This window comes from Candidatus Poriferisocius sp., assembly GCF_965204145.1.
GTDB lineage: Bacteria > Actinomycetota > Acidimicrobiia > Acidimicrobiales > Bin134 > Poriferisocius.
This window is the reverse complement of the sequence record NZ_OZ241977.1, coordinates 3095552-3109382: the sequence shown is the minus strand read 5'-3', so window position 1 is coordinate 3109382 and position 13831 is coordinate 3095552. Positions and strand designations below refer to the sequence as shown.

Here is a 13831-nt window from a genome sequence, read left to right as displayed (position 1 = left end):
CGGTGGCCTGGAGTCCCGGTGGGGGAGGCAAGGAGGCCATTGAGCCCTTCTTGAGTGATCCGTCGGTGTCGGAGATCATGGTGAACGGTCCCGGGCCAGTGTGGATCGAGCGTCGCGGACGCTTGAAGGCCACCTCCACGATCCTGGACACCGAGACCATCGAGCTGCTTATCGAGCAGACGGTGGCACCGCTGGGCCGTCGCATCGACCGCAGTTCTCCGATGGTGGACGCTCGACTTCCCGACGGTTCCCGGCTCAACGCAGTTGTGCCGCCCGTGGCGGTGGACGGGCCCTACGTGACCATCCGCCGCTTCTCTGTCCGTCCGGTTCCCTTGGAGGAGTTCGCCCCTCCCGGTGTGGTGGCCGCCCTGCGGTGGGCGGTGGCCGCCCGCTGCAATCTGGTGGTGTCGGGTGGCGCCGGGGCGGGCAAGACCACCCTGTTGAACGCGCTGGCTGCTTCCATCTCGCCGGGCGAGCGGGTGGTGACGGTGGAGGACGCCGCCGAGTTGGCCCTGGCCAGCGATCACGTCGTGCGCCTGGAAGCCCGGCCGGTCGACACCGACGGAGTGGCCCCGGTCACCATCCGCCAACTGGTGCGCAATGCCCTGCGGATGAGGCCCGACCGCATCATCGTCGGCGAAGTCCGAGGAGCAGAGGCCTTGGACATGCTCCAAGCCATGAACACCGGCCACGAGGGATCGCTCTCCACTTGCCATGCCAACAGCCCGGCCGACGCCGTCAGCCGTCTGGAGACGATGGTGCTCCTCGATGGCGGGGCCGTTCCCCTCGTTGCTGTGCGGGAGCAGATCACCGCGGCGGTGGACATGGTGGTCCATGTCGCTCGGCGCCCCCAGGGCCAGCGCCGCATCTCCTCGCTGGCAGTGGTCGACCGCTCCGAACACCGCCACGACGGCAGCCAGCCTCGGTTGTGTCAGATAGCCGACGAGTTCCAGTTGCGCAGCCTGCCGGCAATCAAGGCTCGGGTGCCCGGCGCTGCCGACCCCGATCCCCGGTGGCTTCATCAATGAGCGCGCCCCGCGCCGTTCATGCCGCGGCGGCCAAGCGGATTCAAGCGATGGCTGCCCAGGCTGATTTGAACCTGACCTTGTCCCAAATCGGGAGGGGATTGGGAGCAGCCGCCCTGTTGGGTGCCGGTTTCGGCGCGGTTCAAGCGGGTGTGGTCGGCGCGTGCGGGGGTGCAGCCGCGGGCATCGCCATCGCGCTGATGGCGCTGAGGGCGAATCGCCACCGCCGCGACCGGGTGATCGAGGCGCAGCTGCCCGGTTTCCTGGAGGCCATTGCCCGGGGGCTTCGCACTGGATTGCAGCTCGGTCCTGCTGCGGTGGAGGCCGCCTCCAGCACGCCGCCGCCGCTGTGCCATGAGGTGGCGCCGCTGGCCGCGGAGCTTCGTCGGGGGATTCGCAGCGCTGATGTGTTCGACCGTTGGGCCCGCAGTCGGCCCGGCAGCGGCGCTGGCCTGGCCGCGGCCGCCATGGCCTTTGCTGCGACCGCGGGCGGGGCCCGGGCTCGGGCCATCGACGGCGTGGCCGCCACCTTGCGAGACCGGGCCGCGCTCGAGTTGGAGGTGCGCTCGCTCACCTCACAGGCCCGGGTGTCCGCGATGATGATCGCTGCCTTGCCCCTCGGGTTCATGCTCTTGTCGGCCAGCGTGGGCGACCATTCGGCTGGCTTCTTGTTCACCACCCGCCTCGGATTGGCGATTCTCGCCTGCGGACTGGGCCTTGATGTGATCGGCGGGCTGTGGATGCGCCGAATCGTCAATTCCCGCCAGTGAGATGACCCTCGCAATCGTTCTGGGGCTGCTGTGGACCGCCGTGGTGGTGCTCTGGGGTTGGCAGCGGCGACCCCGACAAGTCCGGACTCCCACTCCCCATCCGCCGCAGGCCCGCTCGCCGATTACCGCTCCCGCCGTCGGGCTCGCCCTGGCCGCGGTCATGGCGTTGGCCCTCCATCCGGTGCTGGGGGTGGCCATGGGGTTGCTGATGTGGATCACCCCCCACCGCCGACGGGCCCAACTGCATCGCCGGGAACAGGCGGAGATCATCGACGAGCTGCCCGAAGCCATCGACCTGCTTCGTTTGGCGGTGTCCTCGGGGCTCAACGTTCATCTGGCGGTGGCCGCCGTGGGGGAGCGTCTCGACGGTCCCGTGGGGCTCGGGCTGGCCGGGGCCGTCCAGCGGACTCACACCGGGATGCGTCTTGCCGATGCGCTGGATCCGCTCCCCGAAACTGTGGGCGAGCCGGTGCGTCCATTGGTCAGGGTGTTGGTCGACGGCGACCGCTATGGCACCGAGTTGGAGCCCGCCCTGGAGCAGCTGTCCGCCGACAGCCGGCTGCTGCGCCGTCGCCGTGCTGAAGAGCAAGCCCGCCGACTGCCTCTGCGGCTTCTGCTGCCCTTGGTGGCCTGCATTCTGCCCGCCTTCATCCTCCTCACTCTGGCCCCGGTCCTCGCCGAGACGCTGACCGTCTTGCGCCGATGACCAGGCCTCCTTCTTCCCCCGTCGCGTCCATCCCCTACAGGTGCACCCCATGATCCTGCTCCGATTGCTGATCACCCTGAATTCAAAGCTGGCCCACCGGCGATCCGACCGCGGCCAGGCCACCGCCGAGTATGCCCTCATCCTTCTGGGGGCTGCCGCGGTGGCCATGCTCCTCGTGTCCTGGGTCACCAAGACCAACCGCATCTCCAACCTCCTCGACGCCGTATTCCGCCACATCACCGGCCTTGTCAGCTAGTCCGTGACCAACCAGTTCCGGTCGGTTGCGGGATCGACTTCTCGCGACCGGGGACAGGCCGCGGTGGAGACCGCGCTGGTACTCCCGCTGATCATGGTGGTGATGTTGGTATTAGTGCAGGTGGGGTTGTTGGTGCGCGATCACATTTTGGTGGTCCACGCGGCCCGCGAAGCAGCCCGAGCCGCGGCGGTCGATCCCACCACCGAGGCGGCCACCGCCGCGGCAATCGCCACCGGGCTGGACCCAGAGAAATTGTCGGTAGACACCGCGGGGAACCGCACGACCGGCGGCCTTCTCCAGGTGAGGGTGCGCTATCGGCCCGAACCCTCGGTGCCCTTCGTGGGCCGCCTGTTTCCCGCAATGACCATTCAAGAGACGTTGACCGTCCGGGTGGAATAGTTGGCCTTTCAAGAAACGGAATCTGCGTCCAAGTAGTCTGAGACTTTGTGGAATTCGGTGTCACCGCAACCTCTCGCGGGCGATGGGAAGTCTTGACGGTCACCGGTGAGATCGACATGGCCACCGCCCCCCGGTTCCGCCGACGGCTGCTCGCGGTGATCGGCGCCGGGGCTCAGAATGTGGTGATCGACCTCTCCGGGGTGGACTTCATAGATTCCACCGGGCTGGGTGTGCTCATGGGCGGGGCCAAGCGAGTGCGGAGCGGCGGAGGAGATATTCGGTTGGTGATGGCGGGGTCCCGGCTCGCCGATCTGATCGAGCTAACTCGACTCGACCGCGTCCTGGATGTGTTCGACTCGGTCTCGGCGGCCATTGAGGACTCCGGCTCATGACATCCGATCCGGCCCGCTTCGACTTCGAGATTCCGGCTCGCCCCGAATACCTTTCGCTGGTTCGATCGTTGGTGGTGGAGGCGGCGGAGATGGACTCAACCCTAAGTCGGGAGCGCATCGAAGACTTCAAGGTGGCTGTCTCCGAGGCCACCACCAACGCCATTGAAGCCCATGCCCGAGCCTGTCGTGACGATTCCATTCACATTCGCTGCACGCTCACCGACGACCGGCTTGAGTTCCATATCACTGATCGGGGCTTTGGCTTCTATCCCGAACAGGTCCAGGTGCTCCCCGAGCCCGACGATCCCAGCCGCTTGAATTTCGAGCGGGGTTTGGGCATCTATCTCATGCGGGTGCTCTCCGACGATGTCGAGATTCAAAGCGGCCCCGATGGAACCGAGGTTTCTCTAGCCATCCATCTCACCTCCAACAACTCCGATGGCTGAAAAGAACCCTCTCAGCGATCTGACCTTCCTAGGTGGCCAGAGTCGGTTGGCTCGATTCATCGGCCGCCCCATTCTCCATTTCGCGGCCATCGAAGCCGCCGGCGGCGTTCTCATGCTCATCGCCACCGTGGTCGCCCTCGTCTGGGTCAACTCGCCGTGGCAGGACTCCTACAACGACTTCTGGAACACCTACGTGTCGTTCTCGGTAGGCGACTACCACTTTGCGGAGAACCTCGAGCACATCGTCCAAGACGGACTCATGGCTGTGTTCTTCTTCGTGATCGGGCTGGAGATCAAACGGGAGATGGTAACCGGCCAGCTCCGGGACCCCCGCTTTGCCGCACTGCCCGCAGTGGCCGCACTCGGCGGCATGGTGGTGCCTGCCCTCGTCTACTTCGCCTTCAATCCCAGCGGCCCGGGCCAAGACGGCTGGGGCATCCCCATGGCCACCGACATCGCCTTCGCCGTCGGCGTCCTTTCGCTGCTCGGCAATCGCATTTCTCGACAGATGAAGGTGTTCCTGCTGACCCTGGCCATCGTGGACGACATCGGCGCGATTCTGGTGATCGCCATCTTCTACACCAGCGACCTATCGGGCAATTGGCTGCTCACCGCCGCCATACTGCTGGCGGGCATTCTCGTTCTTCGCCGACTCCATGTTTGGTATCTGCCGGTGTACCTCGTCATCGGGGTGGCCTTCTGGCTGGCCGTGTATGAATCCGGTGTCCACGCCACCATTGCCGGGGTGATCCTCGGCCTGGTCACGCCGGCCAAGCCCCTCCAGTCTGAAGATGAGGCTCGCCGCTGGGCGAATTGGCTCCAGATGCAAAACGAGGTCCACCTCGACGACGTGCGCCGAGTGGGGTTCCACATGCGGGAGTCGCAGCCGGTCAGCTTGCGGATTGAAGAGCTGCTTCATCCCATCTCCGGCTACATCATCATCCCCATCTTCGCTCTGTCTGCCGCCGGGGTTGAGCTTTCTGGAGAAGTGCTCTCCGATGCGGTTACCTCGCCGGTGACGCTGGGAGTGGTAATCGGGCTGGTGGTGGGCAAGACCGCGGGCATCTCGTTGTTCTCATGGATCGCCCACCGGTTGGGGTGGGTCACCATTCCCAAGTCGCTGGCTGGTAGACACATGGTGGGGCTGGCCATGGTGGCCGGCATCGGCTTCACCGTGTCGCTCTTCATCTCCCGCTTGGCCTTCACCGATGATTCCATCGCCGATGAGTCCAGGATCGGCATTCTGGTGGGATCGCTGATCGCCGCGGTTGTCGGTCTGGGGATTTTGTCCCGTACTGAGTCCCGCCCGAAGTACGCAGACAAGACCTGATCCCCAGACTTGTGCCCGATTGGGTTTAGGGTCTGTTTGACAACCACTCCTTCTCACCCCCTACCTTCTCCCCGTGCCCAACGCCCTCGTTATCGTCGAGTCCCCGGCCAAGGCCAAGACCATCGCGGGCTATTTGGGGACTGGATACGTGGTGGAGTCCTCCATCGGGCACATCCGCGACTTGCCCAGCAACGCCAGCGAAGTACCCGAGGCGTATCGGGGCGAGTCGTGGTCTCGGCTGGGAATCGACGTCGACAACGACTTCAAGCCGCTGTATGTGGTGCCCTCCGACAAGAAGTCTCAGATCCGCAAGCTGAAGCAGCTGCTCAAAGAGGCCGACGAGCTCTACCTCGCCACCGACGAAGACCGCGAGGGAGAGGCCATCGCCTGGCACCTGCTTGAGGTCCTGTCCCCGAAGGCCGCCGTCAGCGTGAAGCGGATGGTGTTCCACGAGATCACCCCGTCGGCCATACGGTCGGCCATTGAGTCCCCCCGGGATCTGGACCGCCGGTTGGTGGACGCCCAAGAGGCCCGACGGCTTCTCGACCGACTGTACGGCTATGAGGTGTCCCCCGTGCTGTGGAAGAAGGTGCTGCCCCGCCTCTCGGCCGGCCGAGTGCAGAGCGTGGCCACCCGCATCGTGGTCGAGCGCGAGCGCGAGCGCATGGCCTTCACCGCGGCCGATTATTGGAGCTTGAATGCGGTGTTCCGGGTTCAGGGCGACCCCGACCCCGGTGAGCCCTCATCCTTCAGCGCCTCGCTCACTGCGGTGGACGGGGCCAAGGTGGCCGTGGGCAAGGACTTCGCCAGCGACGGCCAACTCCGCAGTCCCGACACCGTCCATCTCGACGAGGCGACGGCTCACGGATTGGCCCGGGGGCTGGCCGACGCTGAGATCAGCGTGCGAGCCGTAGAGGTCAAGCCCTACCGCCGCCGGCCCGCGGCACCGTTCATGACCTCCACCTTCCAGCAGGAGGCCGGACGCAAGCTGCGCCTGTCGGCGGCCATGGCCATGAGAGCGGCCCAGTCGCTGTATGAGAAGGGCTACATCACCTATATGCGCACCGACAGCACCACCTTGTCGGACGCCGCCTTGCGGGCGGCTCGCGCCGCGGTCTCCGAGCGCTTCGGCACCTCCTACCTGCCTGATGAGCCCCGCCGATACGCCAAGAAGGTCAAGAACGCCCAGGAGGCCCACGAGGCCATCCGTCCTTCGGGCGACCAGTTCCGCTCGCCAGATGAGGTGAGGGCCGAAGTGCCCCAGATGGAGGCCCAGGTCTACGAGCTGATATGGCAGCGAACGGTGGCCTCGCAGATGACCGACAGGGTGGGCGAGACCGTCCATGTCGACCTCGGCGGGACAACCGACGACGGGCGAGACGCCGCCTTCTCCGCGGCGGGAACGGTGATCACCCACGAGGGCTTTCGCCGGGTGTACACCGAGGGCACCGACGAGGAGGCCGACCAGGAGGAGGCGGAGCGGCGCATGCCGTCGCTGGCCGCCGGCGACCCGCTGTCCATCGACGAGTTGTCTCCCTCCGGCCACACCACCCAGCCCCCGGCCCGCTATACCGAGGCATCGCTGGTGCGGAGGCTGGAGGAGTTGGGCGTCGGCCGTCCGTCAACCTATGCCGCCATCATGAACACCATCGTCGACCGGGGCTATGTGTGGAAGAAGGGGTCGGCGCTGGTTCCGTCGTTCACGGCGTTCTCGGTGGTCACCCTGTTGGAGCGGCACTTCCCCAACTTGGTTGACTACGCCTTTACCGCTCGCATGGAGGACGACCTCGACGGCATTGCCTCCGGCGACCGGGAGGCCATCCCCTGGTTGAGCCGGTTCTACTTCGGCCCGGCCGAGGGAGAGCCCGACGACGCCTCTGCCCATGGTGTTGCCAAGTACGGGCTGCGCACCGCGGTGTCCGATCGTCTGGGCGACATCGACGCCCGGGCGGTGAACTCCATTCCCATCGGCGCGGACGAGAACGGGGAGCCGGTGGTGGTCAGGGTTGGTCGCTATGGGCCCTATGTGCAGCGCGGCGATGACCGGGCCAGCCTTCCCGACGACCTGCCCCCCGACGAGTTGACCCTGGATCGGGCGCTGGCGTTCATCCTGGCTCCTTCCGGCGACCGCACCCTGGGCGACGACCCCGAGACCGGTTTGCCGGTGGTGGTGCGCTCCGGCCGTTTCGGCCCCTATGTCCAGATCGGAGAGGAAGCCGAGAACGGCGGGGAGAAGCCCAAGCGGGCATCTCTGCTGGCCGACATGCAGCCGGACACGATCACGCTCGACGACGCCCTCAAAGTGCTGTCGCTGCCCCGAGTGGTGGGCATCGATCCGGCCGACGACACCGAGGTCGTGGTTCAAAACGGGCGCTATGGGCCCTACGTCACCAAGGGCAAGGAGAACCGGAGCCTCGACTCCGAAGATCAGCTGTTCACCATCACCCTGGAGCAGTGCCTGGAGCTGTTAGCCCAACCCCGGCGCCGACGGGGTCAGACGGCCAAGCCCCCCCTGCGGGACCTGGGCCTCGACCCGGCCACCGAAATGCCGATGCTGGTCAAAGACGGCCGCTATGGCCCCTACGTGACCGACGGTGACGTGAACGCCTCGCTGGGCAAAGCCGACTCGGTGGAGACCCTCACCGTGGAGCGGGCATCGGAGCTGCTCCAGAGACGGCGCGACAAGATTGCTGCTGGCGGTGGCAAACCCCCGGCTCGTCGCAAGTCCACGGCCAAGAAGAAGACCGCGGCCAAATCAGGGGCCGCAAAGAAAAAGTCGCCGCCTCGGTCGGGATCGCAGGCCAGTAGCTAGCCTGAGCGGGTGGAGGCGGCCCGGCATGGCTTTTGACGAGTCCTCTGCGGTGGCTTCTGCCCGGGTTGACCGGATCTTCGGCAGCGCCCAGTACTTCAGACTGTGGATTGCCCAGATCTTCTCTTCGGGCGGCGACTGGCTGGCCCTGTCCGCCATTCTCATCACCGCCAACCGCGTTGGCGGCGGAACCCCAGAGGCCTCGGTGGCGTATGTGATGCTCGCCCGCTTCCTGCCCGGTGTCGTCTTCGGCTCGGCTGCCGGAGTGCTGGTGGACCGCTGGGATCGCAAGCGGACGATGGTGGTGTGCGATCTGGGCCGGGCCGTCACTGTGCTCTGGCTGCCGTTTGTGGATTTCGTCTGGCAGCTCGTGCTGGCTTCGCTGATTCTCGAGGGGTTTGCCCTGCTGTGGGCTCCGGCCAAAGAGGCCTCGGTGCCCAATCTGGTGCCCCGGGAAAAGCTGACCGAAGTCAACTCCCTCTCGCTGGTTGCCACCTATGGCACGTTCCCGATTGCCGCGGGCATCTTCCTCGGCCTTGCCGGCTTAGCTGAAGTCATTGACGACATCGGCGCGGTCGATTTCCTGCGCATAGACAAGGAGTCGATTGCGTTCTACATCGACGCCGCAACCTTCGCAGTGGCTGCGGCGATTATTTCTCGACTCGCTCTGCCCCGGGGCCCTCAGACAACCGGTGCCCAGTCTGATGACTCAGCCCGGGTGTGGGCGCCTGAACAGGTCTTTCAAGACTTGCGGGAAGGCTGGAGCTTCATCTTCGTGAACCCCACCGTTCGGACGGTGAACGTCGCCCTGGCTGTGGGGCTCATCGGCGGGGGCATGATCATTCCGCTGGGTCCGGTGTTCGCCGAAGATGTGCTTCAAGTGGATGGCGGTGACGGATTCCTTACCTTCATGGTGGCTTTGGGGATAGGCGTGGCTCTGGGAATTGCCGGATTGACCGCCAGTCAGAACCGCCTGAACAAAGAGCGGGCCTTCATAGCCGCAGTGTTCGGGGCCGGGGCCTGCCTCTTCGTCGCTACGTCGATGTGGACCCTGATCGGATCAGCACTGCTTGTCGGCGGGCTCGGCGTGTGCGCCGGAACGGTCTACGTCTTGGGAATAACCCTGCTACAGGAGAGCGCCACCGAGGAGCTGAGAGTCCGGGTGTTTGCCGGGCTCTTCACCCTGGTCCGGTCGTCGGTGTTGCTTGCCCTGCTGGTCGGCCCCGCGCTGGCCCTGTTCCTCAACGGCCTGTCCGACAAGTTCTTCGACAAAGATGTGAACATCTTCGGCTTCGACGTGATCATCCCCGGCGTGCGCCTCACGCTGTGGCTGGCCGCCCTCATCATGGTGGCCGCCGGTTTCCTGACCCTGATTTCTAGGCGCGGGGCCAAGACATGACCGGCCGGTTGATTGCCTTCGAGGGCGGCGAGGCCGTCGGCAAGAGCACCCAGGCCAAGCTGCTGGCTGAACGGCTGGGGGCCCGGTTGACGTTTGAGCCCGGCGCCACCGATTTGGGCGCTCAGATCCGCTCGCTGGTGTTGGATCCGTCGGAGTTGCCGCTGTCGTCTCGGGCCGAGGCTCTGTTGATGGCCGCCGACCGGGCCCAGCACGTTGCCGAGGTGATCCGCCCGGCTCTGGATGCTGGCACCCATGTGGTGACCGACCGGTTCATCGGGTCGTCGCTGGCCTATCAGGGCTTCGGCCGCGGTTTGGGGGTGGACGATGTCCTGGCCCTGTCGCTCTTCGCCACGGGAGGTCTCCATAGCGACCTGAACGTGCTGTTGGAGGTGTCCGAGGAGGTGGCCCGGTCGCGCCAGGCATCGCCCGGCGACCGGATCGAAGCCGAGGACGCCGATTTCCACCAGCGAGTGCTCGACGGGTTCCGGATCCTGGCGGAGCAGAACCCCGAACAGTGGGTGGTGGTCGACGGAGGTCGACCGGTCGACGAAGTAGCTGAGGCGGTGTACGCCGCGGTTCGGGATCGACTCGGTGTCTGATTCGCTGAACCTGGATGAGCGGCAATCCGATTCGCCGGGTGGCTCGCTGCCCGGTATCGACGATGCGGTTGACGATGTTTGGGCCGAGTTGGAAGGACAGCCCCGAGTAGCCGAACTCTTGGCCTCGGCGTCCGTCCAGCCAGTCCACGCCTACCTGTTCTGCGGTCCCCGGGGCACCGGCAAGCGCACCGCCGCCTTGGCTTTTGCCGCCGCGCTGATCGGTGACGATTCTCGCGGTCGCCGCTTGGCTCTAGCGGGTCGCCACCCCGACGTGTCCATCCACGAGCCTGAGGGCCGCACCCTAAGGGTGGCCGAGGCCGACGAGATCATCTTCGAGGCATCCCGCAGACCGGTTGAAGGCCGCCTCAAAGTAATCGTCTGCGACCGGTTCCACACCGCCGAGCCCGAGGCAGTGGCCAGCCTGCTCAAGACCATCGAGGAGCCGCCCCCCACCGCGGTCATCGTGCTGCTGAGCGAAGAGATCCCTCCCGATCACATCACCGTGGCTTCTCGCTGCGTCACTGTGGAGTTCGACCCGGTACCCGACGACGATGTGCGTCGCATTCTTGAGCGCGAGGGGGTGAGCCCCGAGGGGCTGGATGACATCGTGGTGGCGGCGGCAGGAGACGTGAGCCGGGCTCGGCTGCTGGCCACCGACGACGGTCTCGGTGCCCGTCGGCGGGCGTGGACCGCCGCGCCGGCCCGCTTGGACGGCACTGGGACCACCGTGTCGGCGCTGGTAGACGAGCTTCGGGCGCTCATCGATGAAGCTCAAGCACCGCTGACCGCTCGCCAGCGAGCCGAATCCGACGACTTGGCCCGCATAGAAGCCGACGTGGGTACCCAGGCCCGCCAACGCCGCGAGATGGATGCCCGCCACCGCCGGGAGCAGCGCCTCCTGCGAGCCGACGAGCTGCGCTTCGGCCTGGCCACCCTGGCCTCCTTCTATCGCCAACAAATGGCCGATGAGCGCCACACCCAAGACGCAGTTGCCGCCATCAACCGCATCCGCGAAACCCACGCCTGCCTAGTCAGAAACCCCAACGAACCCCTCCTCCTCCAAGCCCTTTTCCTCTCTCTCCCCCGGCAATAGGACTGGTAGCCTGACCCCCGCGCCCGAGTAGCTCAGTCGGCAGAGCAATTCATTCGTAATGAATAGGTCAGGAGTTCGATTCTCCTCTCGGGCTCTGCGGGGCTAACCTGTGCTTTCTTTGTATATCTATTCGGATATACTCATGCCATGAACCCTGTTCAATCAATCCGTGCAGTGGTTGGCTTAACTCAGCGCCAATTGGCTGACGCATCTGGAACCTCCCAGCCCACAGTGGCTGCCTATGAGGCTGGAGCGAAGAGTCCGACATGGCGCACGGTCGAGCGGATGGCTCGTTCTGTGGGGTTCGCCTGTTATCCGCTGGTGACGGCACCGCTTACGCGAGATCAAGCGAGAAGCCTGGCTCTCCACACCGCGATCTCCCAGGAATTGAGGAAACGGGGAGACGAGGTCATTAGCATCGCTCGCCGCAACATCTCTCGGATGCGATCACTCAACCCCCACGCGTCGACGCTGCTTGATGAGTGGGAGGGGATTCTCGAAGGGACAACTGACCAAATCGTTGCCCGAATGCTCGACCCCAGCGAGCACGGGCGGGATCTCCGTCAGGTCACACCGTTTGCCGGAGTGCTCTCTCCGGCACAACGCGCCGCGGCTTATGAGTCATTTGAGGACTGACTGGATGCGATGAAGGCTCGCCTACGAGGCGTCTACCAGTCGCATGGGGAGCATGGTGAGGGAGGAGAGGCTGCCGTCGACGGCTGAAGTTGTGTAGGCGACGAGGACGGCCACGTCTCCTGAGGCTGGGCGCTGGTTGAATGGCAGCGGTGCCTCGAAGGGGAGGTTTTCGCCCAGCGCCCCTCCTTGGGCAAAGGCCATTCCCAGGAGGCCGTCCTGGTCTTCGATTTGGAGCACGATCGTGCCCTCGAAGCCCTGGCCCTTTCCCACCACGACCGTGCCGCCGGCCAGCGTTTCCCCGACGGCGGGAGAATCGACCACGATGTCCGGTGAACGAGCACTGAGAACTACCCAGGCCGTGGTGCCGTCTTCCAGTTCAACCTCCTGAAGATGGATGATCGAGGCCAGGCCAAACGGGCTGCCGTCTTCAGCCAGCCTGGGCAGCTCCGCGGTGGCGGTGGTGCCTTCTTGCACTGTGGGGCGCGGCTCGGCCGCCCTATCCCCTCGGGCGACACGTTGGGCGAACGCCCTCGCTGCCTCATCAGGAGTCTGGGGCCACTCTGGCGGCGCGGTAGTGGGCCACACCAGCAACGCCGGGAGGGGAATGGGAGTGGCAGTGGGGAGCGCAGTCGGAGAGGCAGTCGGGGAAGCAGCCATCGGTGTCGGCGTGATCATGACCGTGGGGACCGTGTCGAGGTCCACGGTCTCAACAACAGGAACTTCAGCAACTTCAGGCTCTTCGGAGCCATCGCCGCAGCCCGCCATCACGAGTGCAACTAGCAGCAGGGCAGCCCACATCCGGTGGATCACGCTTGAACACTATCCTGAGGCGACCATGCTCCCTTCCGACGTGAAGCCCATTTCTGTTGACGATCACGTCATCGAGCCGCCCCACCTGTGGCAGAGCCGGCTGCCCGCCGCCTACCGCGACCGCGGCCCCCGGGTGGTGGAGTTGGAGAACGGCACCGAGGCGTGGCTGTACGAAGACCAGGTGGTCCAAACGGTGCGGGGCAACACCCGCACCCTGCCGGGATACGACGACGACCCGCTGGGCGTGGCCCGGTTCAGCGAGATGCGCCCCGGCTGTTACGACCCCTCAGCCCGCCTGGACGACATGGATCTCGACGGCATCTGGGCCCAGGTCAACTTCCCCGACTTCAGCCGATTCGCCGGCCACCGGTTCGTGGTCAGCCACGACTTCGATCTGGCCGCGCTGTGCGTGCGGGCCTACAACGACTTCATTTTGGAGGAGTGGTGCGCCACCGACCCTCAGCGGCTCATCCCCCTGATTGTGGTGCCGCTGTGGGATCCGGCCGCCGCTGCTGAGGAGGTACGGCGCACCGCGGCCATGGGCGCCCGGGCGGTGGCCTTCTCCGAGAATCCCACCTCGCTGGGCCTGCCGTCGGTGTTCACCGACCATTGGGAGCCGCTGTGGTCCGCGGTGGACGAGACAGGCCTGGTGGTGTGCCTGCACATCGGCTCATCGTCCAAACTCATCAAGTCGTCCGACGATGCCCCTCCGTGCCTCGTTCTGCCCTACGTGGGCGCCAACTCCATGATTGCCTGTTCCGACTGGCTGTTCTCCGGCATTTTGGACCGCCATCGGTCTATTCAGGTCGCCTTCTCCGAAGGCGGCGCCGGCTGGGCTCCCTACCTGCTGGAGCAGTCCAGCCAAGTGTTCGACAACTTCCGGGTGCAGCTTCCCGCTGAGCGCCCCCCTCGAGAGACCTTCGCCGAGCACATGACGGTGTGCATGCTGCGCGACGACACCGCCATTGCCGCCCTCGACGCGATCGGCGAAGACAACATCACCTGGGAGTCCGACTACCCCCACGAGTCCACACTGTTCCCCCACAGCATGGAATCCCTCAAACACACCACCGCCCCTATGGCCGAGGACGTTGCCCGCAAATTCGCCGAGACCAACGCCCGCCGACTATTCAAGATCGGCATCTGATCCACAGATCCGCA

Annotated in this window: 15 protein-coding genes, 1 tRNA gene and 1 pseudogene; 16 read left to right on the top strand and 1 reads right to left on the bottom strand. The window is 65.6% G+C overall.

The features are described 5' to 3' along the window. Positions 1-2: 2 nt before the first annotated feature. The 15 genes and pseudogenes from ACOGI7_RS14415 to ACOGI7_RS14345 all read left to right on the top strand — a co-directional run bounded on the left by ACOGI7_RS14415 (position 3) and on the right by ACOGI7_RS14345 (position 11860). The gene (locus tag ACOGI7_RS14415) at positions 3-1028 is read left to right on the top strand and encodes a CpaF family protein (RefSeq protein WP_419849449.1); all 1026 of its coding nucleotides are present in this window, start codon (positions 3-5) and stop codon (positions 1026-1028) included. Further along, positions 1025-1795, top strand: a complete 771-nt coding sequence (locus ACOGI7_RS14410; RefSeq protein WP_419849448.1) for a type II secretion system F family protein — start codon at positions 1025-1027, stop codon at positions 1793-1795. The genes ACOGI7_RS14415 and ACOGI7_RS14410 overlap by 4 nt, the downstream gene beginning before the upstream one ends. 1 nt (position 1796) lies before the next feature. Continuing rightward, complete coding sequence (locus ACOGI7_RS14405) at positions 1797-2501, top strand: type II secretion system F family protein (RefSeq protein WP_419849447.1); 705 nt, start codon at positions 1797-1799, stop codon at positions 2499-2501. A 49-nt stretch (positions 2502-2550) separates the two neighbouring features. Then, on the top strand, positions 2551-2757 hold the full coding sequence (locus ACOGI7_RS14400) for a DUF4244 domain-containing protein (RefSeq protein ID WP_419849446.1): 207 nt from the start codon (positions 2551-2553) through the stop codon (positions 2755-2757). 3 nt (positions 2758-2760) lie between these two features. Then, the gene (locus tag ACOGI7_RS14395) at positions 2761-3156 is read left to right on the top strand and encodes a TadE family type IV pilus minor pilin (RefSeq protein WP_419849445.1); all 396 of its coding nucleotides are present in this window, start codon (positions 2761-2763) and stop codon (positions 3154-3156) included. A gap of 47 nt (positions 3157-3203) precedes the next feature. After that, positions 3204-3548, top strand: a complete 345-nt coding sequence (locus ACOGI7_RS14390; protein WP_419849444.1) for an STAS domain-containing protein — start codon at positions 3204-3206, stop codon at positions 3546-3548. Further along, entirely contained in the window at positions 3545-3994 is a 450-nt protein-coding gene (locus tag ACOGI7_RS14385) for an ATP-binding protein (protein ID WP_419849443.1), read from the top strand. The genes ACOGI7_RS14390 and ACOGI7_RS14385 overlap by 4 nt, the downstream gene beginning before the upstream one ends. Next, a complete protein-coding gene (gene nhaA / locus ACOGI7_RS14380; RefSeq protein WP_419849442.1) occupies positions 3987-5324 on the top strand; it encodes a Na+/H+ antiporter NhaA in 1338 nt (445 codons plus the stop codon). Before ACOGI7_RS14385 ends, nhaA begins: the two co-directional genes overlap by 8 nt. Positions 5325-5397: 73 nt before the next feature. Next, positions 5398-8136, top strand: a complete 2739-nt coding sequence (topA, locus tag ACOGI7_RS14375; RefSeq protein WP_419849441.1) for a type I DNA topoisomerase — start codon at positions 5398-5400, stop codon at positions 8134-8136. A 25-nt stretch (positions 8137-8161) separates the two neighbouring features. After that, positions 8162-9532 (top strand): MFS transporter, encoded by a 1371-nt coding sequence (locus ACOGI7_RS14370; RefSeq protein WP_419849440.1) that lies wholly within the window; start codon positions 8162-8164, stop codon positions 9530-9532. After that, positions 9529-10131, top strand: a complete 603-nt coding sequence (gene tmk, locus ACOGI7_RS14365) for a dTMP kinase (protein WP_419849439.1) — start codon at positions 9529-9531, stop codon at positions 10129-10131. The genes ACOGI7_RS14370 and tmk overlap by 4 nt, the downstream gene beginning before the upstream one ends. After that, positions 10124-11224: a hypothetical protein gene (locus ACOGI7_RS14360; RefSeq protein WP_419849438.1), complete on the top strand. Its 1101-nt coding sequence runs from the start codon at positions 10124-10126 to the stop codon at positions 11222-11224. The genes tmk and ACOGI7_RS14360 overlap by 8 nt, the downstream gene beginning before the upstream one ends. Positions 11225-11245: 21 nt before the next feature. Further along, positions 11246-11318, top strand: a tRNA-Thr gene (locus tag ACOGI7_RS14355). 53 nt (positions 11319-11371) lie between these two features. Continuing rightward, positions 11372-11515 (top strand): annotated as a pseudogene (locus tag ACOGI7_RS14350) (helix-turn-helix transcriptional regulator); the annotation flags it as partial. 150 nt (positions 11516-11665) lie between these two features. Beyond that, positions 11666-11860: a hypothetical protein gene (locus ACOGI7_RS14345; RefSeq protein WP_419851538.1), complete on the top strand. Its 195-nt coding sequence runs from the start codon at positions 11666-11668 to the stop codon at positions 11858-11860. Between the two features lie 21 nt (positions 11861-11881). On the opposite strand, the gene ACOGI7_RS14340 is transcribed toward ACOGI7_RS14345, so the two are convergent. Next, positions 11882-12670: a Gmad2 immunoglobulin-like domain-containing protein gene (locus tag ACOGI7_RS14340; RefSeq protein WP_419849437.1), complete on the bottom strand. Its 789-nt coding sequence runs from the start codon at positions 12668-12670 to the stop codon at positions 11882-11884. 25 nt (positions 12671-12695) lie between these two features. On the opposite strand from ACOGI7_RS14340, the gene ACOGI7_RS14335 reads away from it, so the two are divergent. After that, on the top strand, positions 12696-13817 hold the full coding sequence (locus ACOGI7_RS14335; RefSeq protein WP_419849436.1) for an amidohydrolase family protein: 1122 nt from the start codon (positions 12696-12698) through the stop codon (positions 13815-13817). The last annotated feature ends 14 nt before the right edge of the window (positions 13818-13831 follow it).